Origin of the sequence: Methylobacterium mesophilicum, assembly GCF_036441335.1 — a bacterium.
Lineage (GTDB): Bacteria > Pseudomonadota > Alphaproteobacteria > Rhizobiales > Beijerinckiaceae > Methylobacterium > Methylobacterium mesophilicum_B.
The window spans coordinates 48,454-71,069 of record NZ_MLBW01000003.1 but is presented as its reverse complement, the minus strand read 5'-3'; the positions used below and the strand labels follow the sequence as shown (position 1 = coordinate 71,069).

The window sequence follows — 22,616 nt, the reverse complement described above, 5'->3', positions numbered from 1 at the left end:
CGGGCCGCCGGGGCCCGCGGGCGCGGTCTGACCGGCGCCGCCCAGCAGGTCCGCGAGCTTGTCGCGATTCTGGTAGCCTGCCAGGGCGAGAAGGCCCAGGAGCGCCGTCATCGAGGGGTAGCCATCACTCATGGTTCGTCTCCCGCTGCGGGCAGCGGGCCCGCGCCCGTTCGCCACGCGACGCCAACCAACGCGACCGGACCCGGTTGCGATGCGGGCGGCCCCGCCGTGGCCGGCGCGGCCGCATCGCGAACGGCCCTAGCCCGCCGCGGCACCGACGGGGTTGTCGACACCGATCGGGTAGGTGCCGTGCCCCGCCCGGACGCGGCCATCCTCGAAGACGAGCACCTCGCTGACGCTCACGCCTGTCTGGTTGCGATACTGGATCACCAGCGTGTCGATGCCCGCGAAGACCTGCTCCACCGTGAAGCGGAGATCCGGGATGCGCCGCAGGGCCTCCGTCCAGTAGGCGCGCAGGTCATCCTTGCCCCGCACCGTTCCGCCCGAAGCGGGGACGATGCGCGCGGCGCCCGGCGAGGTGAACACGACGTCGTCGTGGAAGTGGGTCAGCACCCGCTCGACATCGTGCGCGTTCCAGGCGGCGCACCACGCGTCGGCGAATGCGGCCCAGTCGAGGGCGTGCGACATCCCCGGGATCCCCTTCAGGCACGGGACTTGGGTGCGCCGGCGCCGCTCGCCGGGCCGACGAGGAGGCTACCGCACGCTCGCGGCGATGGGTAGGCCGACGGGCCGGGGACGGGCCTGGCCCGCGCCCGTCTCGCGCCGCGACGGCCCGGTCCGCAGGGCGGCTCAGCGCCACCCGAGCGCGGGTGCCACGTGCGTGAGCAGGCTCTCGATGAGGTGGGCGTTGTAGGCGACGCCCAGCTGGTTCGGGACCGTCAGCAGCAGGGTGTCGGCCTCCGCGATGGCCGCGTCGTCGCGCAGCTCGTCGATCAGCCGGTCCGGCTCCGCGGCGTAGGAGCGGCCGAACACCGCCCGCATGTTGTCGATGATGCCGACTTGGTCGCTGCTCGCGCCGCGCCCGAAATAGGCGCGGTCGCGGTCGTTCACGAGCGCGAAGATCGAGCGCGAGACCGAGACCCGCGGGGCGCGGGCGTGCCCCGCCTCCTGCCACGCCTGCCGGTAGCGGCGGATCTGCCGGGCCTGCTGGACGTGGAACGGCTCGCCGGTCTCGTCCGCCTTCAGGGTCGAGCTCTGCAGGTTCATGCCCTGCCGCGCCGCCCAGATCGCGGTGGCGTCGGAGGCCGATCCCCACCAGATCCGGTCCCGCAGCCCTTCGGAATGCGGCTCCAGGCGCAGGAGCCCCGGCGGGTTGGCGAACATCGGCCGCGGGTTGGGCTCGGCGAACCCCGTTCCCTTCAGGAGATCGAGGAAGGCCTCCGCGTGCCGGCGCCCCATATCGGCGTCCGTCTCGCCCTCGCCCGGGGCGAAGCCGAAATGCCGCCAGCCGTCGATGACCTGCTCGGGGGAGCCCCGGCTGAGCCCGAGTTGCAGGCGTCCGCCCGCGATGAGGTCCGCCGCGCCGGCATTCTCCACCATGGAGAACGGGTTCTCGTAGCGCATGTCGATGACGCCGGTGCCGATCTCGATGCGCTTCGTCCGGGCGCCGACCGCCGCCAGCAGCGGGAAGGGCGAGGCGAGCTGGCGCGCGAAATGGTGGACTCGGAAATACGCGCCGTCCGCCCCGAGCTCCTCCGCGGCGACCGCGAGGTCGATCGACTGGAGGAGTGTGTCGGCCGCACTGCGCGTCGCCGACCCGCCGGCCGGCGACCAGTGCCCGAAGGACAGGAACCCGATCGTCTTCATCCGCAGAACCCCTGCCTGCCTGCCTGCCGGGACCGGCGATAGCCGCCGGGTCCCTGTCGGGCAACGATCCCGCGCCGCGGGGCTGACCCGCGCGGCTGGCCGCGCGGCCGGCGATCCGGCAGACTCGGTCTCGGTGACGGGGCCCGGTGTTCCGGCGGGCCGGCACGGAAGTGGCAGGGGCACCGGCGGGCCCGACTTGGAAACCCGCGCCCGGGGAGGCGTCGTGATGAACCGCGTATCCGCCATCGAGGCCGCCGTGCGCGCGCAGCGCGGCCGGGTCGAGGCCCTGTTCGCCGAGCTGGCCCGGTGCGGCCGGACGGAGCCCGGGTTCACCCGGCCCTCCTACAGCCCGGAGGAGACCGCGGCGCACGCGGCGGTGGCGCGCTGCGCGGCGGATCTCGGTCTCGCGATCGGCCGGGACGCCGCCGCCAACACCGCGATGACGCTGCCCGGGCGGGACCGGACCCTGCCGCCGATCCTGATCGGCTCCCACCTCGACACCGTGGCCCAGGGCGGCAACTTCGACGGGGCCGCCGGCGTCGTGGCCGGGCTCGCCGCCGTCGCGGCCATCCGCCGGCTCGGTCTGGAGCCGGAGCGGGACATCACCGTCCTGGGCATCCGCGCCGAGGAGAGCGTCTGGTTCCAGGTCTCGTACATCGGGAGCCGCGCGGCGCTCGGAGCCCTGCCGGACGGGGCGCTCGACGCGGCCCGGATCGACACCGGCCTCAGCCTCGCCGCCCACATCGCCCGGGAGGGCGGCGACCCGGACGCGCTCACCCGCGGACCGGCGGCCCTCGACGCCGCCGCGATCCACGCCTTCCTGGAGGTGCATATCGAGCAGGCGCCGAGCCTGGAGGAAGCCGGGATCCCGGTCGGGCTGTGCACCGGGATCCCCGGTAACGTCCGCTATCCCGACGTCCGCATCGCCGGCCGCTACGACCATGTCGGGACGCCGCGCCGCTTCCGGCGCGACGCGGCCATGGCCGGGGCCGAGATCGCCCTGGCTCTGGACCGGGTCTGGGCGGAGCGCGAGGCGGCCGGCTGCTCGATGGCCGTGACCTTCGGCCGGTTCCACACCGACGCCGCGGCGCACGGCCTGACGACGGTCCCGGGCGAGTTCCGGTTCAGCCTCGACATGCGGGCCTACGCGGCCGAGGTGCTGGCGGAACTGGAGGCGGCGTTCCTGGCGGCCGTCGCGGAGGTGTCGGCGCGCCGCGCCGTGACGGTGACGCTGGGACCGCGCGCCGAGGCGGGCGTCGGCGCCGNTCGCGCCGCGGATCCGCGACGGGTTCGCGGCGGCCGCGGACGCGCTCGGCATCGCGACCCGGCCCCTCGGCAGCCCGGCCTCCCACGACGCCGCCGCCTTCGCCAAGGCCGGCGTGCCGATGGCCATGCTGTTCGTGCGCAACGCCAACGGCAGCCACAATCCCCGAGAAGCCATGGCGATCGACGACCTGCTCGATGCCGTGGCGATCCTCACGGCGTGGCTCGTGGCGGAGACCTGCACCGCATGACGGGCGCCCCGTCAGGCGGCGAAGCGCGCGAGGCGGCCGACGGGCTCGCCCAGCACCGCGTCGTCGCGCATGACGGGGATCCCGCGCACGATCGTGGCGACGGGCCAGCCGGTGACGTCGACGCCCGCGAAGGGCGTCCAGCCGCAGGGCGACACGATCCAGGATTCCTCGATCCTGCGGCGGGCCTTCAGGTCCACCAGCGTGAAGTCCGCGTCGTAACCGGCGGCGATGCGGCCCTTGCCGAGGAGCCCGTAGACGCGGGCCGGCCCGGCCGCCATCAGGTCGACGAGGCGGGCGAGGGACAGCCGCCCCGCCGCGACGTGGTCGAGCATCACCGGCACCAGCGTCTGGACCCCGGTGAGGCCGGCCGGGCAGTCCGGCCAGGGCTGCGCCTTGGCCGCCCGCGCGTGGGGCGCGTGGTCGCTGCCGACCGTGTCGACGGTGCCGTCGCAAAGGGCCGCCCAGGCGGCCGCCCGGTGGCGCGCGTCGCGGATCGGCGGGTTCATCACGCCGAGGCCGCCCAGCGTGTCGTAGCAGTCCGGCGCCACCTGGGTCAGGTGATTGACCAGCACCTCGACGGTGGCGACGTCGCGGAAGTCGCGCAGGTAGGCGAGTTCCTCGGCGGTCGAGACGTGCAGGATGTGGGTCGCCCGGCCGGTCTTGCGGGCGAGGGCCATGAGCCGCCGCGTCCCCTGGAAGGCGCATTCCGGATCGCGCCATTCCATGTGGGTCCGGTAGGGTTGGCCCCGGCTGAACAGCGGCCTGCGCGCCTGGAGCCGGTACTCGTCCTCGCTGTGGAACGCCATGCGCCGGTGGCCGGCGCGCATCGCCCGCTCGAGATGCGCGTCGTCCTCGATCATCAGCGCCGCCGTGGAGCTGCCGGCGAAGACCTTGACGGCGCAGACCCCGGCCTCGCGCTCCAGGGCAGCGAGCGCGTCGATGTTGGTCTTGGTCCCGGCCACGTAGAGGCCGATGTCGCACCAGCTGCGGCCCGCGACGTAGTCGCGCTTCCAGGCGACGCGCCCGGCATCGGCGATCGGCGGGACGGTGTTGGGCATGTCGAACAGCGTGGCGATCCCGCCGAGGATCGCGGCGCGCGTGCCGGTCTCGATCGTCTCCACCGCCGGGTCGCCGGGATCGCGCAGGTGGACGTGGCTGTCGATCAGGCCGGGCAGGACGTGCAGGCCCGCGGCGTCGATCACCGCCTCCCCGGTCGCACCGGCCGGCACCCCGAGGGCCGCGATGCGCCCGTCGCGGACCCCGACATCCACCGCGTCGGAGCCCCAGGGCGTCACGCAGGTGCCGCCGCGGATCAGGAGGTCGTAGTGCATGACCGTTTCCTTCTCACGGGGCCGCCCGGAGCAGCACGGCCCCGAGGGCCGCGGCGGCCGCCTGTTGGCAGGGCTCGATGACGGGGCACCCGATCGCGGCCTCCACGGCGCCCCGGTGGCGCGCCATGCCGGCGCAGCCGAGCACGACCACGTCGGCGCCGTCGCGCTCGACCAGGGTCCGACCGGCGGCGATCAGGCGCGGGCCCATCGCGGCGTCGGCCGTCTCGGAGGCCCGCGCCTCCACGGGCCGGCTTCCGGCGTAACGATCCGCGAGGCCCATCTGCCGCACCGCACGGCGCTGCCGCCGGACGCTGCCCTCCGACAGCGCCACGATGCCGAAGCGCTCCCCGAGCGTCAGGGCCCGCAGGATCCCCCACTCGGCGATGCCCATCACCGGGCGACCGCTTGCCGCCTCCCGGACCGCGTGCAGGCCCGGATCGCTGAAGCAGGCGATGACGAAGGCGTCGGACGGATCGTCCGCCACGCGCCGCACGAGCGGCATCACCACGGAGTCCGCGTCCTGCTGGGTCGCGATGCTCTCCGGGCCCTCCGGCAGGTCGGTCACCGCCAGGATGGGGCCGCCCGGCAGGCGCAGCGGTGCCAGGGCGTCGTCGATGGCGGCCGTCACCGCCCGGGACGCGTTCGGGTTGATGACGAGGATGCGCGGGGGCGCGGTGGTATCGCCAGGCTGCACGGCGCCTTCCCTCTGAATACCGTTCGACCCGGACCGACCCCGGTGCCGCGACGTCGACCGACCCATCGTGACCGCGGATGGGGCCAAGCGAAACCCGGGCCGGGGGGCCGCCGATCCGACCGAGAGGCACCGTTCTTGCCCGCCCGCCGACGCAAGGGAGAAGTGACCGATGCACGACGAAGCTCCGGACGCCACCGCCGAGATCACTCTGGTGAAGGGGGCACGGTGGGTCGTCGCCTGGGATCCGGACAGCGGCGGTCACGTCTACCGCACCGGTGCCGACATCGCCTTCGCGGACGGCGTTCTCATCCATGTCGGGCCGGGCTACGCGGGTCCCGAGCCGGCCCGGACCGTCGACGCCTCGGGCTGCATGGTCATGCCCGGGCTCGTCGACATCCACACGCACCTGTTCTCGGAGCCGATGAACAAGGGCATGTGGGACGAGGTCGGCAGCCAGCGGCTCTACAACACCTCGCTCTACGAGTATCTCCCGATCCTGCGACCCGACGCCGAGGGGACGCGGGCCGCCTACGGGGTGGCCCTCGCGGAGCTCGCCCTGTCGGGCGTCACCACCGTCTGCGACCTCGCCCTGCCGAGCGAGGGCTGGCTCGATCTCCTCGGTGCCTCGGGCCTGCGCGTCTGCATCGCCCCGATGTTCCGCTCGGGTCGCTGGCTCACCCGCAACGGCCACAGCGTCGAGTACGAATGGGACGCGGCGGCGGGCCAGCGCGGCCTGGAGCAGGCGCTCGCCGAGATCGCGGCGGCGGAGGGGCACCCGAGCGGCCGCCTCTCCGGCATGCTCTGTCCGGCGCAGGTCGACACCTGCACGGCGGAGCTGCTGCGGGACGGCCACGCCGAGGCGGTCGCGCGCGACCTGCGCTTCCACACCCACGCGGCGCAGTCCCTGTCGGAGTTCCACGAGATCACCCGCCGCACCGGGATGACGCCGATCGAGTGGCTCGACGATCTCGGCGTGCTCACCGAGCGGACCATCGTGGGCCACGGGATCTTCCTCGACGACCATCCCTGGACCCACTGGCACAGCCCGGGCTCGGACTTGCGCCGGCTGGCCGAGCGCGGCGCCACGGTCGCCCATTGCCCGACGGTCTTCGCCCGCCGGGGCATCGCCCTCCACCATTTCGGGCGCTACCTGCAGGCCGGCGTCAACATGGGCATCGGCACCGACGTCTACCCGCACAACATGCTCGACGAGATGCGCCTCGTCTCGTACCTCGCCCGGGTCGTGGCCGAGAACCCGCGCGATACCCGCGCGGCGGACGTGTTCCACGCCGCCACGGTGGGGGGCGCCAGGGCGCTCGGGCGCACCGACATCGGGCGGCTCGCGCCGGGCTGCAAGGCCGACTTCGTCCTCGTCGACTGCGCCCACCCGGCCATGCGCCCGTGCCGCGATCCCGTGCAGTCGCTCATCTACTCGGCCGGCGACCGCGCGGTCCGGCAGGTCTTCGTCGGCGGCCGTGAGATCGTGCGCGACGGCCGCGCCCTCACCATCGACTACGCCGCCGCCGCGGCGGCGCTGGAGGAGGCGCAGGGCCGCGCCCTGGCGCAGATCCGGCAGCTCGACTGGGCCGGGCGCGGCCCCGACGCGATCGCGCCGCCGACCTTCCCGGGGCTGTGAGGTCCCCGCGCCGTGATCCTCAGGCGGGCCGGACGTTCCAGAAGGTCGGGAACCCGTCGAGGATCCCGGTGAGGCGGGAGCGGTAGGCGGTCGGCTGCAGGTACTGGCCCAGCGGGTAGTAGGGCACGTCCTGCATCGCCTGGAGCTGGATGTCCCGGCACAGGGCGGCGCGCGTCGCCTCGTCCGGGGCGGTGAGCCACGCGTCGCGCAGGGACTCGATCCGCGGGGTCGTGGCCCAGCCGGCGTAGCCGGTCTCGCCGGTGCCGCGCAGGGCGATGTAGCCCGCGGGGTTGAGCCAATCCATGCCGGACCAGTTGGTGACGAAGGCGCTCCAGCCGCCCTCGGAGACCGGCCCCTTGCGGTTGCGCCGCTGCAGCATCGCGTTGAACTCGACCGCGTAGACCTCCACCGTCATGCCGACGCGCTGCAGCAGGTCGGCCGCGACCTGGCCGAGCGCCAGCAGCGGCGCAGAGTTCGACGGCACCATCAGCAGCACGGTCTCGCCGTTGTAGCCGGCCGCCTTGAGATCGGCGCGCACCCGCGCCGGATCGCGCGGACGTGTGAGCGGCTCCAGCCCGTCCGTCGAGGCCATCGGCGTGCCCGGGCAGAAGAAGCCGAGGGGCACGTGGAACAGGCCGGGATCCTCGGCGCCGACGATCCCCTGCATGCAGGCGGTCTGATCGATCCCGCCCCAGAGCGCCCGCCGGATCGCCGGGTTGTTGAAGGGCGGCTGCAGGTGATTGACCCGCAGCATGGTCACGTAGCCGGTCGGGTCGAGGACGCGGGTGCTCACGCCCTTGGCGGCGTGCAGGAGCCCGAGCTGGTCGTGCGAGGCGTATTCCTGCCAGTCCGCCTCGCCGGCGATCAGCGCGGAGGTCGCCGTCGCGGTGTCGCCGATCACGCGCCACTCCACCCGGTCAAAGTGGACGACCTTCGGACCCGAGGTCCAGGTCGGCGGGCCGTCCGGGCGCGGCACGTAGCCCTCGAAGCGCGTGTAGACGACCCGGTCGCCGGGTACCCGCTCGTCCGCCTTGAAGCGGAACGGGCCCGAGCCGATGAGCTCCGGCACCTGCTGGAACGGGTCGGTGGCGGCGAGGCGCTCCGGCATCATGGCGCAGACCGGGACGGACGCCTTGCCCAGCGCGATCGGCAGCAGCGGGAACGGGCGCTTCAGGCGGAACCGGATCGTGCGGTCGTCGGGCGCGGCGAGCTCGTCGGTCGCGTCCATCAGGGAGCCGCCGAACGGGTCGCGCTTCGCCCAGCGCCGGAGGGAGGCGACGCAGTCGCGGGCCAGCACCGGCGTCCCGTCGTGGAAGCGCAGGCCCTCGCGCAGGGTCAGGTCCCAGCGGCGCCCGTCGGCCTCGACCCGGTGGCCCTCGACCATCTGCGGCGTGGCGCGATAGGCGCCGTCCATGCCGTAGAGGGTGTCGAAGACCATGTAGCCGTGGTTGCGGGTGATGTACGCGAAGGTCGTCACCGGATCGAGGGTGACCAGATCCTGCTGCGGGATGAAGCGCAGGGTCCGGGCGGCCTCCGCGCGGACGAGGGCCGGCGTCGCGACGGCGCCGGCGACCAGGACGCCGGCTCCCTGCAACAGCGTGCGTCGCTTCATCCGAGACCTCCCGCTCCGCTCCAGCACCGCGCGACGGCGGGCCGGGCCCCCGCGAGGAGCCCGGCAAGGTATCGCTTGCAGGAACGGGGCCGGCTCCCGCTCGGGGCCGCCGAGCGGGCCGGGTCCGCGGACGCGGTCGGGGTGGCCCCTCGGTCCAACTCCGGCTTGTGAAAGCGACGCCTCACCGCAGCGACAGGGTGCGCGGCAGGTCGGACAGGGGCTCGACCCCGCTGGCGGTGACGATGACGGTTTCGGAGGCGCCGACCGTCCAGGCGCCGTAGCGGCGGAGGGTGGCCGGCAGGTGGAAGACCATGCCGGGCTCGATCGGCCGGTCCTGTCCGGTGAAGAGCGAGAGCAGGGCGCCCTCCCCCCAGTCCGGGGCGAAGGCGATGCCCATCGAGTAGCCGATCCGCTTGCGGAAGGCCGGGCCGTAGCCCGCCGCGTCGATGACGGCCTGCGCCGCCGCGTGCGGGGCGGCGCAGGGATGGCCGGGGCGGATCGCGGCGAGCGCCGCGTCGAGGGCGCGCAGGGCGCAGTCCATCATCCGCGACGCCTCGACCGGCGGCGGGCCGATCCAGACGCTGCGCATCAGCGCCGCGTGGTAGCGGGCGTGGCTGCCGGCGAGCTCGAGGAAGACCGCGTCGCCCGGCTCCAGCCGGCGCCGCCGCCACGTCATGTGCGGCAGACCGCTGCGCGGTCCCGACGCGACCAGGGGCTCCATCGCCATGGCCTCGGACCCGGCGGCCGTCGCCGCGGCCAGCATGGCGGCCGAGATCGACAGGTCGCTGGACACGACGGTGCTGGCGGCGGTGCCGTAGGTCGAGGCGGTGGTGCCCGAGGCGGTGAAGCCCAGCGCCGTCTGGCTGCCGGAGTTCTGGAATTCGACGTCGGCCTGGGCGTTCAGGACGATCTTGGTGCCGGTGCTGTCGACCGAGAAGATCGCGCCGGCGCCGAAGGAGCCGCTGGACGAGGTCGAGGCCGAGCTGACCGCCGAGTTCAGGGCCGCGACGGTGGCGCTGATGCTTGAGGAGGCGGCGACCGTGGCGGAGACCGAGGTGCCGTTGATGGTCAGCAGGACCGTCTGGGAGGCGGTGCTGGCGCTGTAGGCGTTGGCGGCGGTGCCGGTGGTGGAGAGCTGGGTCGAGAGCGCCTGGCTGGCGATCGACTTCGCCTGGCTGACCAGCTTCTGGATCGAGGTGATGCCCTGGTTGGCGGCCTGGATCGACTGGATGCCGTTGGACACGCCGTCGAGGAGGGTGTTCAGGCTCGAGGAGCGTGCGTCGAGGGCCTGGGAGGTGAAGAAGTTGGTCGGGTTGTCGAGGGCGGAGTTGACCGTCTTGCCAGTCGCGAGCCGGTTCTGGGTGGTCGACATCAGCTGGGCGGTGTCCTGCAGCGAGAGCAGGTTCTGGCGCGTCGCAGCCGACAGGGTGATCGAAGACATGATTTGCTATCTTTCTGAGTCAACACGCCGCTTCTGCGGCAATCTCATGAGCAATAATGACGATGTTCGATCAAGCGCGATCTAGAAACAATTCAGAAATTGAATTAACAAAGTAAACAGGTCAATAACGAGTGCCAATATATTAATTTTTCTCCTGGTAGAATGTGCGCTGCATTGATCGACCAGTGGTTGATATTTTGCAACCTGGGGCACGCCTCGACCGGTGAATTCAACCTTGTGTTCTTTCAACAGCACCTGTAAGCCACGTGCATCTGCCGCATCATGTCGATGCTTGCTCGACGAACCGACTAGTCGCGATATGGATCGGCATCCGTTGAGCCGCATCCGGAAAAGCTAGAGCCGCCTCGCCGAAAATCGGATCGAGCATCCATCGTGTTCGGTGCTTAAACGCGAAGCTGTCACCGAAGTTTATGAGCGGCCTCCGATTGCTGTGATATTTGAGACCAAGACCAAAGAGCGAAGCTTGGTTTTCTGCAGCTGTCGCTCAAAAGAAGACCAGCGGGAATCCACCCACAGCGATCGCCCGAGTTCTGTGACGGTTCAGGCGTAGGCGATCGGCAGCTCGCCGACCTGCGTCGTGTAGCGCGGCGTGCGCATCTCGAACTTCGTGGTCCAGTCGCGCCGGTTCACCAACCCCGCCCGCGCCGGCACCACCGCGCCCCGACCCCAGCGGGCGTTGCACGCGTCCATCGCCGCCATCAGCGGGCCCGATCGCTCCCGGTCCAGCGCACCGATCATCGCCCGTGGGCTGTGCGACAGCGGCACGAGGTCGTTCGTGACGATCCCGGCCTTGCTGTACCGCCACGGCCGATCGCCCGGATCGCGCCAGGTCCGCGCCACCCCGTGCCGCGCCGCCTTGATCAGCGCCAGCGTGTCGGAGCTGTGCTCCGGCAGCTGCACCGTGGTCGAGACCGAGCGCATCGGCTCGCCCCGGTCGTGCTCGCTCGTGTGGTAGAAGACCGTGACGTGGTCGGTCCCGAGACCCTCCCGCCGCAGCTTCTCGCCGAGCCGCGTGGCGTGCGCGGCCACCGCCTCCTCCAGCACCGCGCGCTCGGTGATCCGGCTCGCGAACGAGCGCGTCACCGCGCAGCCCTTGCGGCGCGCCGGCACCATCTCCAGCGGCAGGCAGGCCGCGCCGCGCAGCTCGTAGATGATCCGTTCGCCGACCACGGTCAGGCCCTTGCGCACCGGCCGCGGGTCGAGGTCTCGCAGATCCGCCACGCTCTCGACGCCCATCGCCTGAAGCTTGGCGAGCGAGGCCCGGCCGATGCCCCAGACCTCGCCGACGTCGATCCGGCACAGCCAGTGCGCGTAGGCCGCAGGGTCCGTCAGGTCGCAGACGCCGCCCAGCACCGGAACGCTCTTGGCAATGTGGTTGGCGAGCTTGGCCAGCGTCTTGGTCGGGCCGATGCCGACGCAGGTCGGGATCCCGGTCCAGGCCCGCACCGTGGCGCGCAGGTCGCGCGCGAGCTCGACCCGCAAGCCCGGCGCCACGTCCGACAGGTTCAGGAAGCTCTCGTCGATGGAGTAGATCTCCACCTGCGGGCTGAACTGCCGGTAGACCGCGTTGGTCCGCCCCGACATGTCGCCGTAGAGGGTGTAGTTCGACGAGAACACCCGCACGCCCTGCGCCCGGCACAGGTCGCGGATCTTGAAGTACGGGTCGCCCATCCTGATGCCGAGCGCCTTGGCCTCGCTGGTCCGGGCGATGGCGCAGCCGTCGTTGTTCGAGAGCACGATCACTGGCACCTTGACGAGTCTCGGGTCGAACACGCGCTCGCACGCGCAGTAGAAGCTGTTGCCGTCGATCAGCGCCACGGCGCGGCCGCCGCCGATCCGGTCGCGCGGCCGGGCCTCGGGGGTGCTCACGACAGCTGCCCGCGGGCGACGTGCCAGCGGATCGAGAAGCGGACCACGCCCCAGATCGCGCCGTCGCCGAACTCGTCGACCGCGAAGGCCGGCAGGTCCGGGTTGCAGAAGGCGAGGCGGGCGACGTTGCCGTCGATCACGAGGCGCTTGCAGCTCATCTGGCCGTCGATCGCCGCGACCACGATGCTGCCGTGGCCCGCCGTGAGGCTGCGGTCGACGCAGGCGAGATCGCGGTCGTAGATGCCGGCGCCCTCCATGGACGAGCCACTGATCCGCCACAGGAAGGTGGCGGGCGGGTTCGGCACGAGCCAGCGTGGCAGCTCGAGCGCGCCCTCCATGAAGTCGTCGGCCGGCGACGGGAAGCCGGCGCACAGGGCCTGCCCGATCAGCGGCACACGGACGGCGTCCCGGCTGTGGATCAGCAGCTCGTCGATGTGGTGAGCTGTCATGAAGCTCAGCCCGCGCAGATGCGGCCGCGCGCGTAACCATGGGAGATCAGACGCCCACGGTCGGCGACCCGTCCCTCCGCGGCGTCGAGGTCCGCAAGCGCATCCGCGATCGCATGCACCAGAGCCGTCCAGCCGTCGCGATGTGCGGCCTGGTAGTAGTGGAGCGCGATGGCTTCCGCCTCGGTGAGACGAAACTCCACAGGTGGCTCATGCGGGACAGCGTGCATCGCGTTTCGATTCCCTTCTAGAACAGAATGAGAACAAAGCGCAGGGGTGATCGCGGTTCAATCGCCGGATCGGCGGCGGCTCGGATAGCCGTGGATCTCTGTGGAAGGCATCCGGAAAGACCAATGCTGTCTGGGCCTTGGCGCTACCGAGACCGCGCGGGGGACAAGACGACGATGGCGATGAAGACGGCGTTCGCGGTGCAGCCCCTCGAGCTTCACCGGACGCGGCTCCGGCCGGCGCGGCAGGAGCCGGCGCAGACCGGGAGTGGGGCGGTCAAGAAGGCCGAGAACCTGGCGAAGCGGATGCCGGGCGCGGCGGCGCTGAAGGTCGTGGCCGACGACGAGACCGGTGAGCTGGAAGGCGTCACGATCCTCGGTCAATGGGGCGAGATTCCTCACGCTTTCGCCGAGAGCCAGCATGGCTGATCGTCAGCAGCTTACCGTACCGCCAATCGTCAGGCCGGCTGCTCACACACCCGACTGATCTTCGACTGGCAGCAACAAGACCGCGACTTTCGCTTCGGAGGAGAACTCGGTTGCAAGGCGCGGCTCGCTCACGCGCACCGTCCGCTACCGCTATCAACCTGACATGACGCTTGGGTAAGATTTTAGCTATGAGGTTGCGCTTCGAGTTAAGCGCCGTCGCTCTAAAGTTGCATTTATGCGGAGGACGACGATGACGCGGCTCAAGTTTGACAAGGCCTGGGCTCTCGTGCTGCTCGGTACAGCACTAGCTGCTGGCACATTCACAACTGCGATTATTCGTCTAATCCAATCATTGAATTAGAGGAAATCGCTACAAGGTTACCTTGGCCGCCGTTTTGAGGCGCGCTTTGCAGGAATGACAGGCGCCAAGCCTAGATCAGGCCGCCCGAAGACGGCGCGGTCAGCGTCTTGCCCGCCCGGGTCACCAGCTTCGAGAACGCCAGCGCGGCGGCCGACGCTTGCGCCTCGGACGGGAAGGTCCGGTCCGACTCCATCACCGTCAGATGCGTCGCGTCGAGGAGCACCCAGGTCCAGAGGTGGCGGCCGGTGGATCGGATCTCGAAATGCATGGATGGCTCGGTATGCGAGTGGACATACCGGCACCTTGCGCTTGGAAAAGGCCCGGGGCGTTAAGGGTTTGCCTGGCGCAACATCCTGCGCCGGCTCACATCGCAGTTGCCCCCGACATCCTCGCAGATCACAGGCGGGATCAGCCGCGCCCCTTGGCCGCGATTTCCCAGACCGGAGGGCCCCCAAGTCTGCCCGGGCTGCGTCCGGTAGCCGGAGAAGCGGTCGAACACGATCCGGTCCGGCTCGACGCCGACCACCGGGCTGTCGTTGACCATCAGCGCGCCGGCATACTCCACGCGCAGGAATCCGTGCTCCGGATGGACACCGAACAGCTGCGGCGCCGTCCAGCCGAGCCGGTGCGCCTCGGCGCCGTGCTGGTCGAGGAAGATGAGCGCGTTCGCGCGCTTCGCGGCCCGTTGCTGCCGCTGAGCGGGCGCGCGAGAAAGAAGCCCGCGCCGGCGGACGGGGCGGGCTTCTCGGGTCGGGCACCGAAAGGGAGGAAGTTCAGCCAAACCAGAGACTGAGGGAGGCCGGACGCGGAGAAAGGAAAGCCCTCTGCCGGCAGTACTGCAGAGAGCGATGGCGCGGCGCCCATCCAGGCAAATCGAACCACCCAACGTCGCAAGCGTTCACGCCTCGCAACAACGGAGAGCACGACATGAAGGTGATCTCAGCGACCGTCCTCGGCGTGGCGCTACTCAGCGGAGCCGCTCCGGCCTTCGCACAGCCCTACGGCGGACGCGACTACGGCTACGATCGCGGCGACTACGGCCCCCGTGACCGAGGCTACGGAGATCGCGGCTACGGCGACCGTGACCGCCGCGATTACGATCGGGACTATGACCGAGGCTCGCGCGGCGGGCGCGGCGACTACGCGTTCAACGAGGAAGAGTATCTGCGCTGCAATCCGGACGTACGCCGGGCGGTCATCGGCCGAGCGATCAAGTCCGGTCTGGAACACTACCGCAAGGTCGGGATGGCCGAAGGCCGGAAGTTGACCTGCAATTAGGGCGCGTCTGAAAAGCCGAGTAGATTGTGAGAGAGCCCCGCGCGGCAATGCCGGCGGGGCTGAAGAAGGCGCACGCAGCTTTTGGCGCTGAGCGGCTACTTGCTGCTGCCGCCGCCACCGCCGCCCTGGGGAACGGCGCGCTCAGGCTGATTGGCATTCCCGGCAGACGACGAGCTGTTGGAAATCGTGTCGGCCGGCTGCCCGGTCGGCGAAGCCGTCACGGCGCCGTTGCTACCGGTCGTGCTGTTCTGCGGCGCGACGACGCCCGAAGTGCCGGGTGCGGAGGGCACAACAGGAGCTGCCGCGGGAGCCTGTGCATAGGCCCCGCCTGCGAGGAAGCTGAAGACGGCGGCGGCTGCGAGAACGCGATGGCGCATGAAAACCTTCCTTTGAGTTGAAGGCTGACAAACGCGCTCGCTTGAGAGTTGGTTCAGTATCTACGAAGCGAAGGCAGTCTGGAAAAAGCCCCGCGCGGCGGTGCCGGCGGGGCTGAAGGTTTGGGTCTCGGGCTGCCGCCACCGTAACGGCAGAACGCGAGCCGCAACCCCTCATTTGAGGCTCGAGCGTCACGAAAAGTCGCCCCGGCCGGAGCAGGGCAGTTCGAGGTGATCTCGCTGGGGGAGTGTCGAGGCCCGGTCGACACGCGGGATGGCGGCGCGGTTCGGGCGTTGATCCGACTCACCGGCCCGCCAGCCCGATCTTCGTGTGACCCCGTCCGATGGTCCAGACACCGACGCTGTCGCGGTAGGCACGCAGCCGGCAGCCTTCGCGCGCCGCCAGGGCCGCGCGTCCGAGCGGTGAGAGGTCCATGGGAAACTCCTGTCCGGGCGTCGGATGAGGACCGCTGACCTACCGGCGACCGGAGGCGATCACGGCAACTGTCGTGCGCCGAAGAAGGAATCGGCCGCCGCCACGTAGCCGTCGGCGCCGGTGAACCGCACGAACACCTCGACACTGTCCTTCGCCGCCAGCTTCAGGACCGTCGTGAGGTTGACCGCGCTGACGCCGTCGACCAGCGCGCTGGTCGCTGCGGCGCGCCCGCGCCCGGCCGCCGCTCCGTTCCGGTAGAGCTGCACCTCCAGCGCGGTCGGAGCGCTGGACCCGTTGCGCTTGTAGGTCGGCGCGACGTCGAAGCCGTGCAGGCCGGCCTCGAGGGCCACGAACCGGTTCTTCGCCGCGTCGAACGCGCCTTGGTCGTTGCTGTCGGCAGCGTTGAACTGAACCTTGGTCCAGGCGTTCGCGGCGATGTAGTTGTCGAAGTTGGTGTAGGCCACGGATTTCGCGAAGTTGTTGAGCCGCGCCCACGACGCACCGGTGTGCCACTTCAGGGCCGTCGCCGTGCTGTCCGCGTAGATCTGGCCCTGTCTGCCGCCCGCGGGCTCCGCGGGGAGCGGCTGCAACTCCAGTGCGCCGTTGCCGCGGACCTTCACCACCGACCGGCGCGCGGCCATGCCCGGCGCCGTGGTCTGGACGTCGAGACAGGTGCCCTGCGCCGTCGCCGTGAGATCCTCCTCGGCGACGCCGAGCAGCGCGACGGCGTCGGCCGTGTAGGCGCCTCCGGTGTGGTAGCCGGCCCCGAACAGGCCGAGGAGTACGTCGGTCGCCTTGATCGGCAGCGGCGCGCCCGGCGCGCCCCGCGCGGCCCGGCGCGGCAGTTGGCGACGGGCCCGCGTTTACCCGCCGCATCGCCCCCGTAAGCGTCGAGTTGGACGGCGGGCTTCGCGCCGAGACCCTGGACATGAACCGGCGCGCCCGGTTCGGTCACCCCGGACAGGCCGAGATAGCCCGTCGCCGCCGCGACCGTCATGGCCGTCCGGAAGGCCGCGCCGTCCGGGCTCGTCTTCACGGTCAGGTCGTCGCTGCCGAGCGTGCCGAACAGGACCCGGCTGGCGTAGCCGGTCTGGAGCACGAGGCCGGCGTCGTTGGCCGCGGCCTTCTTGTTGAGGGTCAGGCGCATGTTGCCGGCCCCGGGAGTGACCTCGTCCCAGGAGAGCAGCGCGGCCTCGGACTTCACCGCCAGGCGGTTGGTGGTGTCGGCGGCGGTGTTGACGCCCAGGGCCGGCACGCCGCCCTTCAGGTCGCCCGTGGAGACGGCCGGGTGACCGCCGGGTGTCACGCCGTCGTGGACGACGAGGCGCCAGTTCGTGGTGTCGACGACGAACTCGCCCGGCCGGCCGACGAAGGTCGCGAGGAACGACCACGCGTCCCGCAGCCACTGCGTGCGCACGCTCATGACGAGGCGAGCCCCAGATCGAGGAAGTTGGGATACGGGTCGGAGGCGAGACCGAAATCGTCGCTCCGCGTGGCGGCCTGCGAGGCAAGCCCCAGATCCGGACCGCTGCCGACGGCGAGCGTCTCGGCGACCGGTCCGAACCGGCCCGAGCCGATCGGCGTCACCGTGTAGGGCGTGCAGGTCGCGAGGTCCTGGGCCGCGCCGCCGAAGATGTTGAACGCCTGCAGCTTCACGGTGAGCGGCGTGCCGATGTAGGCCGCCGGCACGCTGTAGCGGAACACCGCCTCGTCGAGCCGGGTGAAGGCCGTCCCGGCCGGGTGCGCGCCGGCCGGCGAGCCGGAGAGCCCGCGCTCCAGATAGGTCAGGGCGTAGACGTGCGGCGCGGTCAGCGTCGCGGTGGCGAAGGACACCAGCTCCTGGCCGACCAGCGCGAGGGTGATGCCGTCCCGCGCGTCGGCCTCGCTCACCGAGGCGAGCGTGCCGCCGGACCGGCCGAGATCGACCGCGAGCGTGCTGATGCGGTCGGGGTTGGGGCCGGCCGGCGCGGGCAGGTCGGCGGCGAGCACGCCCTGGCGCGCCGGGCCCGTGATCGTGCCGATCTCGACGAAGCTGGCGCCGTCGCGCGAGACCCAGACATTCGCTCCGCCCCAGTACGGGTCGGCATTGGCGCCGGAGGCCGCGATCCAGACCTGCGCCACGCCGGCCGTCAGCGCGGCGGGCGGCTCGAAGATGAGCGGATCGTTGACCGGCGCGGGCGCCCGGTCGCGGTCGACCGCCGATCCGGTCGCACCGACCGTCGGGTAGGCCGCCGCGGTCGCGGTCCCGCGCGGGAACTCCTCGGCCGTGACGGTGAGCAGCCCGTCCTCGTCCTCCTCGATCGCCGTGATGCGCACCGGCGTTCGGGCGAGCCCGAGCCCCGGGTCGGTCAGGGTCACGACGTCCATCGGCTCCAGGAGGCAGAACTCCCAGGACAGGCGGAACGTGTAGGTGTTGCGGATGTAGAGGGCCCGCTGCAGGGCGAGTTGCGCCACGAGCCGGCCGATCGAGAGCGCGCAGATCTCGCGGGCGGTGATGGTGCCCGCGACCTTCAGGCCGTAGCGCTCGATCGCGCCCTGGTCGCGCGCCTCGACCGTCGTCGCGGTGTAGCCGTGGCTGCGATCCGAGCACTCGACCCGCTGGACGTTGGGCAGGCCGTAGGGATCGCTGCGCGCGACCCGCACCGGATCGTCGCCCTCGGCGGCCAGGACGTCGTCGTCGGTGAGGTCGTAGACCGGCGCGACGTCGGGCACGTAGGTGACGCTGGCGCCCGAGTGCGTCACCCCGGTCACGACCTGGTCGCCGTAGGGGACGATCCTGAGCCGCGCGCCCGACCACACCGCCGCGCTGTTGGTCAGCCGCAGCCACCGCGCCAGGATCGAATTGGCGGTCTCGGCGTCGGTGAGCGCCGGGCTCAGCCCGAGGCCGAGGGCCGCGCAGTAGGTCTGGTAGGACGCGTCGCCCGAGGCGCCGAACAGGGCCGCGCCGCTCAGCGCCGAGGCCGGCAGGCCGACGCCGTACTGCGCGTTGGTCAGGAAGTCCGAGATCAACGCGGCCGGATCGGCATCCTGCCCCAGCGGCCCCGCGGTGCCGGCGAGCCGCCCGACGACCTCGAAGGCGATGGACGAGATCGTCGCGCTGGAGCCCAGGTCGAAGTCGGGCGAGGCGAGGTAGGCGGTGCCGTTGTAGGGCAGCGCGGCGGCCGGGTAGCGCGCCAGCGCCGGCCCCCAGGGCTGCTGCGGCGTGTCGCCGGGGATGAGGCTGAGGAAGTTGGTCGGGAACGGCGTGACCGACTGGCCGCTGAACACCTCGCCAATGCCCTGGACCGGTCCCTCGGCCAGGCCGAACATGATCCAGGTCGAGTAGGTGTAGCCGGTGACGCCGTGACGGCCGCCGCCCTTGCCGCCCGCCGTCTTGCCGCGCTGGGCGTGCGTCTGGAAGCCGTCGGACCAGATGATGTTCGGGGCGATGCGGTTGGTACCGTAGACAATCGGGATCGGCAACGCGCTCGAGGCGGTCTGGACCTGCAGGCCGGTGTAGTCCGGCCGGACGGTGCGCTTCTTGCCGCCGAACAGGCTCATGGCAGCCTCAGACCGGATCGGCCTCGGCGGTCGCGCGGGCGGCCCAGAGACTGAAGAAGCGGGGGTGCCGGCCCGGCTCGGCAAGGACGGGGTTGCGGGCGATCGGCTCCTCGATCACGGCCTGAGCTGGCGAGAAGGCGTGCACCAGCGTCAGCGGCGCGGTCGCTGTGACGATGCCGCCGTGGGCGTAGGCGCGACCGTAGCGGAAGACCACGACATCCCCGGGCTGCGGGCACGTGACCTCGGCGGCACGATCGAAGACGAAGCCGAGGTAGCGCTCGTCGTCGCGGTGGAGGTGCCAGTCCTGCGGATAGGGGCGCGGATCGAAGGCCGGCACGAGGCCGGCATCGACGAACACGCGGACGAGGAGCATGCCGCAATCGACACCGACGCCGCGCAGGTCGGCGCAAGGGTGGTAGGGCGTGCCGAGCCAGCGCCGGGCCTCGCGCACGAGAATGCGACGCGCCTCATCTTCAGCGAGCACGCAGAGCCCTCAATGCGCTTCGTTCTCCGCGAATGCTGCCATACGCCGAGCCCTACCGGTCACGATTACCCAGATCCGGAAGCCTTTACGATTTGGGAGTCTCTATACGAGAAAGCCCGAAATGCTGACCGAGCTCTGCCGGTCACTTCGCCGATGGCGCATCGTGAGATTTCGGCTCGCACAGCCACAGCCGGCGAGCCCGGATCCTCGAACCAGCTTAGCATGCGTTCGGCGGCGCCAACCGGCTCAATTGCGGGTTTCACGTCCGGTGAACTCAGAAGAACATGTCGCCGAACGTCAAATCTGCATATACGATCTGAAGATCAGTTTATAGACCTGCACCGAACGGTCGACAGCCAATCTTATGAAAGATTGGTGTATGGCTATCGCGGCCTGCGAACATCAATCGTCAGCTCGTCAGCTCGTTACCGAGTGCCAATCGTACCGCGAAACGAATTAAACCTCGATCTATCGGATGATGGTGGCCCGAACATCGCCGGTCCTGCTGGATTGGTTGAATAACTTGGTACGGAGTAGCTGCTGCCGCCAGAATTAGAAAACCTTGCCAAGTACTCTGGGGCTCTGCGCTCCACGCAGTCCCCAGATCTATTATTATCGAGCTTCTGATCCAACATTTCTTTCGAGAATTTACCGCTTGAAGACCGCGACTGACTCGGCGTCCAATCAAAATATTTGGACTGATCGCACAGAGAGTCCCTGGCTGTCACGGACCCCATACCACCTAGAAGGAGAATGGAAGCGAACAAGATACGCATAATGTTAAACCTCACATATTTAAGGAAAATTCAGTCGAGAGGTGTAAGAATCAAACATTGACCGATCGCTGACATGAAAAGTTAACATCTTTTAAGGTTTTGGATGTGTAGATACCTTCGATTGGGTTGCCGCATGGCTAAATGGAATTTGAGACTGTGAAAGTGGCACATCACACCTGGCGCACAGCTCGCACTGGGCGGGGTCTTGCAAGAGATCCGCCGCGCCCGACCTTCCAGGCGAACGTCGGCAGCGGATAGCAACATGAAAGCCGGAGGTCGTGGAGCGCATCCGACAAAATCGGAAAAGACCTTACCACGCGTGCAGCTATAAAACCGAAATATAATTGGTATCAAGATGACAATTCGTCTGCGAGATCACGTCATTTCACTGCATCGATCGGTCATTGCGCGTGCTCGAAACGCCGCAAAAGGCACCGTAGGATTTGCTACCATTATTTACATATCTTTTGCTATCATAGTATCGGCGACCACAGCATTCGTCATATTCACCGAGAATTATACGCTTAAAGATTTAAGGCAGAAGCAGATACGGCAGGAATTCGAAGCTCTCTCCAGCTTGGGTCTCGCCAAGATTACAGCCGAATTGGGAAAGTCCGATGTCGCACTTGATACACTAGCAATGACTGACGCATATGGATTCGCGGCCGAAGAGACATCCCTATCCTTGGCGCGCGTCCTTGGCAATTTGCGCGAAGTTTCACCCGCCGCATATGCAGTGTTTGTCGCCTTTCCGGACGGCAGTTACAGCCTCGCTAGGCGCATCAAGAAACAGCTCGATACAACGGGCGAAGCGATAGTTGACGAGCACGGGCCAAAATTTGAGCTCCAATTTACCGAACGCTCAGCAGCAGGCCACAAAGTTCGTTTCATATATCTCAATGCCGATTATCAACGCGTCGTTAGCTCGGAACCCAACAAAGAATATCACGCGCCACAAACCCGACCGTGGTACATTGCCGGGAAATCAAACTCGAGAGCGCAGCTCGTCGGGCCGTATAGCTATGATGATGTCGATTTTGTCGGGCTGACTCTAAGTCGTCGATCGGCATCAAATAAAAGTATCGTCTTTGGCGTCGATATAACGCTGGCTTCGTTAACAGATAGCCTCAAAGACTGTATATTCATATCCGGCGAGCGGATAATGCTCTTTGACACTGACGGTCAACTGCTTGCTGAGGCAAGCTCAGCGCGCCAGGGAGAGACCAATGATTTACTGCCATTGGGCTCGATAGATATTCAAAATAAGCAACGGGTTTTTGAGAGATTTAAAGAACATTCATCGCGCTTGACCGATGTAATGAGGATAGGTGATCGCGATTATTTGACGGGCTTCTATCCACTACATTCGCACGATAAGAAATTTGTACTTATAAATACCCTACCCGAAAGCGTAGTCCGTCTTCCGATCGAACAAATCATTCGAATGTCGCTGATCGCTCAAGCTGCTATCGGGATTTTAGCATTTATACTCGCATTATTCATAGCTAGTCGCGTCTCCAGTCCAGTTCATTCTCTGGCCGAGAAAGTTGAAAAGGTAGTGGCATTCGATTTTTCTCAATCATTAAAAGTCGAGAGTCGAATATTTGAGATTAGACGATTATCTAAAGCTGTTCAGACTCTCGAGCTGACACTCAAAGCCTTTTCGTCATTTGTGCCATCGTCATTCGTGAAATCGATAGTAGATCGGGACGTGTCCCTGACGCTTGGAGGAGAAAAGCGTAATGTCGTGGTTATGTTTACTGATATATCTGAATTTACAACAATTTCAGAGACGATGCCGCCTGATCGAATAATAGGACAATTGTCGAGATATTTTAGCACCATCTCCGCGACGATTGAGCGGCACGGCGGCATTGTCGATAAATATATTGGTGACAGTGTTATGGCGTTCTGGATTGATACTGAGGGAGTCGACGTTGCCGAAGCTGCGTGCGCAGCTGCTTTGGAAGCAGCCAACCAGATTTCGACTTTGAACAAGGAGTTCAAGTCCGAGGGCGTGCCGGTATTTACGACGCGGTTTGGGCTTCACAAAGGCGAAGCTATGGTCGGGACTGTGGGCGCGCTGGAACGTATGAATTACACCGTATTGGGCCATACGGTCAACGTTGCGTCCCGAATAGAAGGTCTCAATAAGATTTTTGGCACCACTATACTAATCAGTAGTCCAGTAAAAGGCGCCGCTGGAGACAAATTTCGGACGAGATACATCGGCGATGTGACTGTTAGGGGCGCCAGCCATTCGACCACCGTTTTTGAACTTGTCACATAAAAATTTCCGCAGCTAGATCTTTGTTCTATC

The 22,616-nt window shown here is 68.4% G+C and carries 21 protein-coding genes and 2 pseudogenes; 6 read left to right on the top strand and 17 right to left on the bottom strand.

The window, feature by feature from the left end; translation table 11 throughout:
- Window positions 1–258: 258 nt before the first annotated feature.
- Window positions 259–648, bottom strand: coding sequence for a nuclear transport factor 2 family protein (locus tag MMR14E_RS02255; RefSeq protein ID WP_331312631.1), 390 nt, complete (start codon window positions 646–648; stop codon window positions 259–261).
- A gap of 162 nt (window positions 649–810) precedes the next feature.
- Window positions 811–1,827, bottom strand: coding sequence for an LLM class flavin-dependent oxidoreductase (locus MMR14E_RS02250; protein ID WP_331312630.1), 1,017 nt, complete (start codon window positions 1,825–1,827; stop codon window positions 811–813).
- Between the two features lie 226 nt (window positions 1,828–2,053).
- On the opposite strand from MMR14E_RS02250, the pseudogene MMR14E_RS02245 reads away from it, so the two are divergent.
- Window positions 2,054–2,971 (top strand): annotated as a pseudogene (locus MMR14E_RS02245) (M20/M25/M40 family metallo-hydrolase); the annotation flags it as partial.
- Window positions 2,972–3,104: 133 nt separating this feature from the next.
- A complete protein-coding gene (locus MMR14E_RS02240) occupies window positions 3,105–3,341 on the top strand; it encodes a M20/M25/M40 family metallo-hydrolase (RefSeq protein ID WP_331312633.1) in 237 nt (78 codons plus the stop codon).
- 11 nt (window positions 3,342–3,352) lie between these two features.
- On the opposite strand, the gene MMR14E_RS02235 is transcribed toward MMR14E_RS02240, so the two are convergent.
- Both MMR14E_RS02235 and MMR14E_RS02230 read right to left on the bottom strand, forming a co-directional pair.
- Window positions 3,353–4,672, bottom strand: coding sequence for a dihydroorotase (locus tag MMR14E_RS02235; protein ID WP_331312629.1), 1,320 nt, complete (start codon window positions 4,670–4,672; stop codon window positions 3,353–3,355).
- 13 nt (window positions 4,673–4,685) lie between these two features.
- Window positions 4,686–5,366, bottom strand: coding sequence for an aspartate/glutamate racemase family protein (locus MMR14E_RS02230; protein WP_331312628.1), 681 nt, complete (start codon window positions 5,364–5,366; stop codon window positions 4,686–4,688).
- A gap of 169 nt (window positions 5,367–5,535) precedes the next feature.
- Between MMR14E_RS02230 and MMR14E_RS02225 the strand changes: the two genes are divergently transcribed.
- Complete coding sequence (locus MMR14E_RS02225; protein ID WP_331312627.1) at window positions 5,536–7,002, top strand: amidohydrolase family protein; 1,467 nt, start codon at window positions 5,536–5,538, stop codon at window positions 7,000–7,002.
- Window positions 7,003–7,021: 19 nt separating this feature from the next.
- Here the strand turns inward: MMR14E_RS02225 and MMR14E_RS02220 are convergent, their stop codons facing one another.
- From MMR14E_RS02220 to MMR14E_RS02200, 5 genes are all read right to left on the bottom strand, one after another.
- On the bottom strand, window positions 7,022–8,614 hold the full coding sequence (locus tag MMR14E_RS02220) for an ABC transporter substrate-binding protein (RefSeq protein ID WP_331312626.1): 1,593 nt from the start codon (window positions 8,612–8,614) through the stop codon (window positions 7,022–7,024).
- Window positions 8,615–8,795: 181 nt separating this feature from the next.
- Entirely contained in the window at window positions 8,796–10,055 is a 1,260-nt protein-coding gene (locus MMR14E_RS02215; protein ID WP_331312625.1) for a M24 family metallopeptidase, read from the bottom strand.
- Window positions 10,056–10,616: 561 nt separating this feature from the next.
- Window positions 10,617–11,945: a Y-family DNA polymerase gene (locus MMR14E_RS02210; protein WP_331312624.1), complete on the bottom strand. Its 1,329-nt coding sequence runs from the start codon at window positions 11,943–11,945 to the stop codon at window positions 10,617–10,619.
- Window positions 11,942–12,394, bottom strand: a complete 453-nt coding sequence (locus MMR14E_RS02205) for a translesion error-prone DNA polymerase V autoproteolytic subunit (protein ID WP_331312623.1) — start codon at window positions 12,392–12,394, stop codon at window positions 11,942–11,944. The genes MMR14E_RS02210 and MMR14E_RS02205 overlap by 4 nt, the downstream gene beginning before the upstream one ends.
- Before the next feature lie 5 nt (window positions 12,395–12,399).
- Window positions 12,400–12,594: a hypothetical protein gene (locus MMR14E_RS02200; protein ID WP_331312622.1), complete on the bottom strand. Its 195-nt coding sequence runs from the start codon at window positions 12,592–12,594 to the stop codon at window positions 12,400–12,402.
- 201 nt (window positions 12,595–12,795) lie between these two features.
- Here MMR14E_RS02200 and MMR14E_RS02195 point away from each other — a divergent pair, with 201 nt between their 5' ends.
- Window positions 12,796–13,047 (top strand): hypothetical protein, encoded by a 252-nt coding sequence (locus MMR14E_RS02195; protein WP_331312621.1) that lies wholly within the window; start codon window positions 12,796–12,798, stop codon window positions 13,045–13,047.
- Window positions 13,048–13,478: 431 nt separating this feature from the next.
- Here the strand turns inward: MMR14E_RS02195 and MMR14E_RS02190 are convergent, their stop codons facing one another.
- Both MMR14E_RS02190 and MMR14E_RS02185 read right to left on the bottom strand, forming a co-directional pair.
- The gene (locus MMR14E_RS02190) at window positions 13,479–13,676 is read right to left on the bottom strand and encodes a hypothetical protein (protein ID WP_331312620.1); all 198 of its coding nucleotides are present in this window, start codon (window positions 13,674–13,676) and stop codon (window positions 13,479–13,481) included.
- A gap of 60 nt (window positions 13,677–13,736) precedes the next feature.
- Window positions 13,737–14,189 (bottom strand): hypothetical protein, encoded by a 453-nt coding sequence (locus MMR14E_RS02185; RefSeq protein ID WP_331312619.1) that lies wholly within the window; start codon window positions 14,187–14,189, stop codon window positions 13,737–13,739.
- A 146-nt stretch (window positions 14,190–14,335) separates the two neighbouring features.
- Between MMR14E_RS02185 and MMR14E_RS02180 the strand changes: the two genes are divergently transcribed.
- The gene (locus tag MMR14E_RS02180) at window positions 14,336–14,686 is read left to right on the top strand and encodes a hypothetical protein (RefSeq protein WP_331312618.1); all 351 of its coding nucleotides are present in this window, start codon (window positions 14,336–14,338) and stop codon (window positions 14,684–14,686) included.
- A 95-nt stretch (window positions 14,687–14,781) separates the two neighbouring features.
- On the opposite strand, the gene MMR14E_RS02175 is transcribed toward MMR14E_RS02180, so the two are convergent.
- The 6 genes and pseudogenes from MMR14E_RS02175 to MMR14E_RS02150 all read right to left on the bottom strand — a co-directional run bounded on the left by MMR14E_RS02175 (window position 14,782) and on the right by MMR14E_RS02150 (window position 19,520).
- Complete coding sequence (locus MMR14E_RS02175; RefSeq protein ID WP_331312617.1) at window positions 14,782–15,063, bottom strand: hypothetical protein; 282 nt, start codon at window positions 15,061–15,063, stop codon at window positions 14,782–14,784.
- A 325-nt stretch (window positions 15,064–15,388) separates the two neighbouring features.
- Window positions 15,389–15,496: pseudogene (locus MMR14E_RS02170) on the bottom strand (glycoside hydrolase family protein); the annotation flags it as partial.
- A gap of 59 nt (window positions 15,497–15,555) precedes the next feature.
- Window positions 15,556–16,137 (bottom strand): hypothetical protein, encoded by a 582-nt coding sequence (locus MMR14E_RS02165; protein ID WP_331312616.1) that lies wholly within the window; start codon window positions 16,135–16,137, stop codon window positions 15,556–15,558.
- The gene (locus tag MMR14E_RS02160) at window positions 16,113–16,919 is read right to left on the bottom strand and encodes a hypothetical protein (protein WP_331312615.1); all 807 of its coding nucleotides are present in this window, start codon (window positions 16,917–16,919) and stop codon (window positions 16,113–16,115) included. The genes MMR14E_RS02165 and MMR14E_RS02160 overlap by 25 nt, the downstream gene beginning before the upstream one ends.
- Window positions 16,916–19,036 carry a phage tail protein gene (locus MMR14E_RS02155; RefSeq protein ID WP_331312614.1) on the bottom strand — a complete coding sequence of 707 codons (2,121 nt, stop codon included), beginning with the start codon at window positions 19,034–19,036 and terminating at the stop codon, window positions 16,916–16,918. The genes MMR14E_RS02160 and MMR14E_RS02155 overlap by 4 nt, the downstream gene beginning before the upstream one ends.
- Before the next feature lie 7 nt (window positions 19,037–19,043).
- Complete coding sequence (locus tag MMR14E_RS02150) at window positions 19,044–19,520, bottom strand: hypothetical protein (RefSeq protein WP_331312613.1); 477 nt, start codon at window positions 19,518–19,520, stop codon at window positions 19,044–19,046.
- A 1,131-nt stretch (window positions 19,521–20,651) separates the two neighbouring features.
- On the opposite strand from MMR14E_RS02150, the gene MMR14E_RS02145 reads away from it, so the two are divergent.
- Window positions 20,652–22,586 carry an adenylate/guanylate cyclase domain-containing protein gene (locus MMR14E_RS02145; protein ID WP_331312612.1) on the top strand — a complete coding sequence of 645 codons (1,935 nt, stop codon included), beginning with the start codon at window positions 20,652–20,654 and terminating at the stop codon, window positions 22,584–22,586.
- The last annotated feature ends 30 nt before the right edge of the window (window positions 22,587–22,616 follow it).

Coding starts and splice junctions, on each gene's coding strand:
- MMR14E_RS02255 (WP_331312631.1), bottom strand. CDS start 648: ATGTCGCACGCCCTCGACTGGGCCGCATTCGCCGACGCGTGGTGCGCC.
- MMR14E_RS02250 (WP_331312630.1), bottom strand. CDS start 1,827: ATGAAGACGATCGGGTTCCTGTCCTTCGGGCACTGGTCGCCGGCCGGC.
- MMR14E_RS02235 (WP_331312629.1), bottom strand. CDS start 4,672: ATGCACTACGACCTCCTGATCCGCGGCGGCACCTGCGTGACGCCCTGG.
- MMR14E_RS02225 (WP_331312627.1), top strand. CDS start 5,536: ATGCACGACGAAGCTCCGGACGCCACCGCCGAGATCACTCTGGTGAAG.
- MMR14E_RS02220 (WP_331312626.1), bottom strand. CDS start 8,614: ATGAAGCGACGCACGCTGTTGCAGGGAGCCGGCGTCCTGGTCGCCGGC.
- MMR14E_RS02215 (WP_331312625.1), bottom strand. CDS start 10,055: ATGTCTTCGATCACCCTGTCGGCTGCGACGCGCCAGAACCTGCTCTCG.
- MMR14E_RS02205 (WP_331312623.1), bottom strand. CDS start 12,394: ATGACAGCTCACCACATCGACGAGCTGCTGATCCACAGCCGGGACGCC.
- MMR14E_RS02195 (WP_331312621.1), top strand. CDS start 12,796: ATGGCGATGAAGACGGCGTTCGCGGTGCAGCCCCTCGAGCTTCACCGG.
- MMR14E_RS02190 (WP_331312620.1), bottom strand. CDS start 13,676: ATGCATTTCGAGATCCGATCCACCGGCCGCCACCTCTGGACCTGGGTG.
- MMR14E_RS02180 (WP_331312618.1), top strand. CDS start 14,336: ATGAAGGTGATCTCAGCGACCGTCCTCGGCGTGGCGCTACTCAGCGGA.
- MMR14E_RS02175 (WP_331312617.1), bottom strand. CDS start 15,063: ATGCGCCATCGCGTTCTCGCAGCCGCCGCCGTCTTCAGCTTCCTCGCA.
- MMR14E_RS02165 (WP_331312616.1), bottom strand. CDS start 16,137: ATGGCCGCGCGCCGGTCGGTGGTGAAGGTCCGCGGCAACGGCGCACTG.
- MMR14E_RS02160 (WP_331312615.1), bottom strand. CDS start 16,919: ATGAGCGTGCGCACGCAGTGGCTGCGGGACGCGTGGTCGTTCCTCGCG.
- MMR14E_RS02155 (WP_331312614.1), bottom strand. CDS start 19,036: ATGAGCCTGTTCGGCGGCAAGAAGCGCACCGTCCGGCCGGACTACACC.
- MMR14E_RS02145 (WP_331312612.1), top strand. CDS start 20,652: ATGACAATTCGTCTGCGAGATCACGTCATTTCACTGCATCGATCGGTC.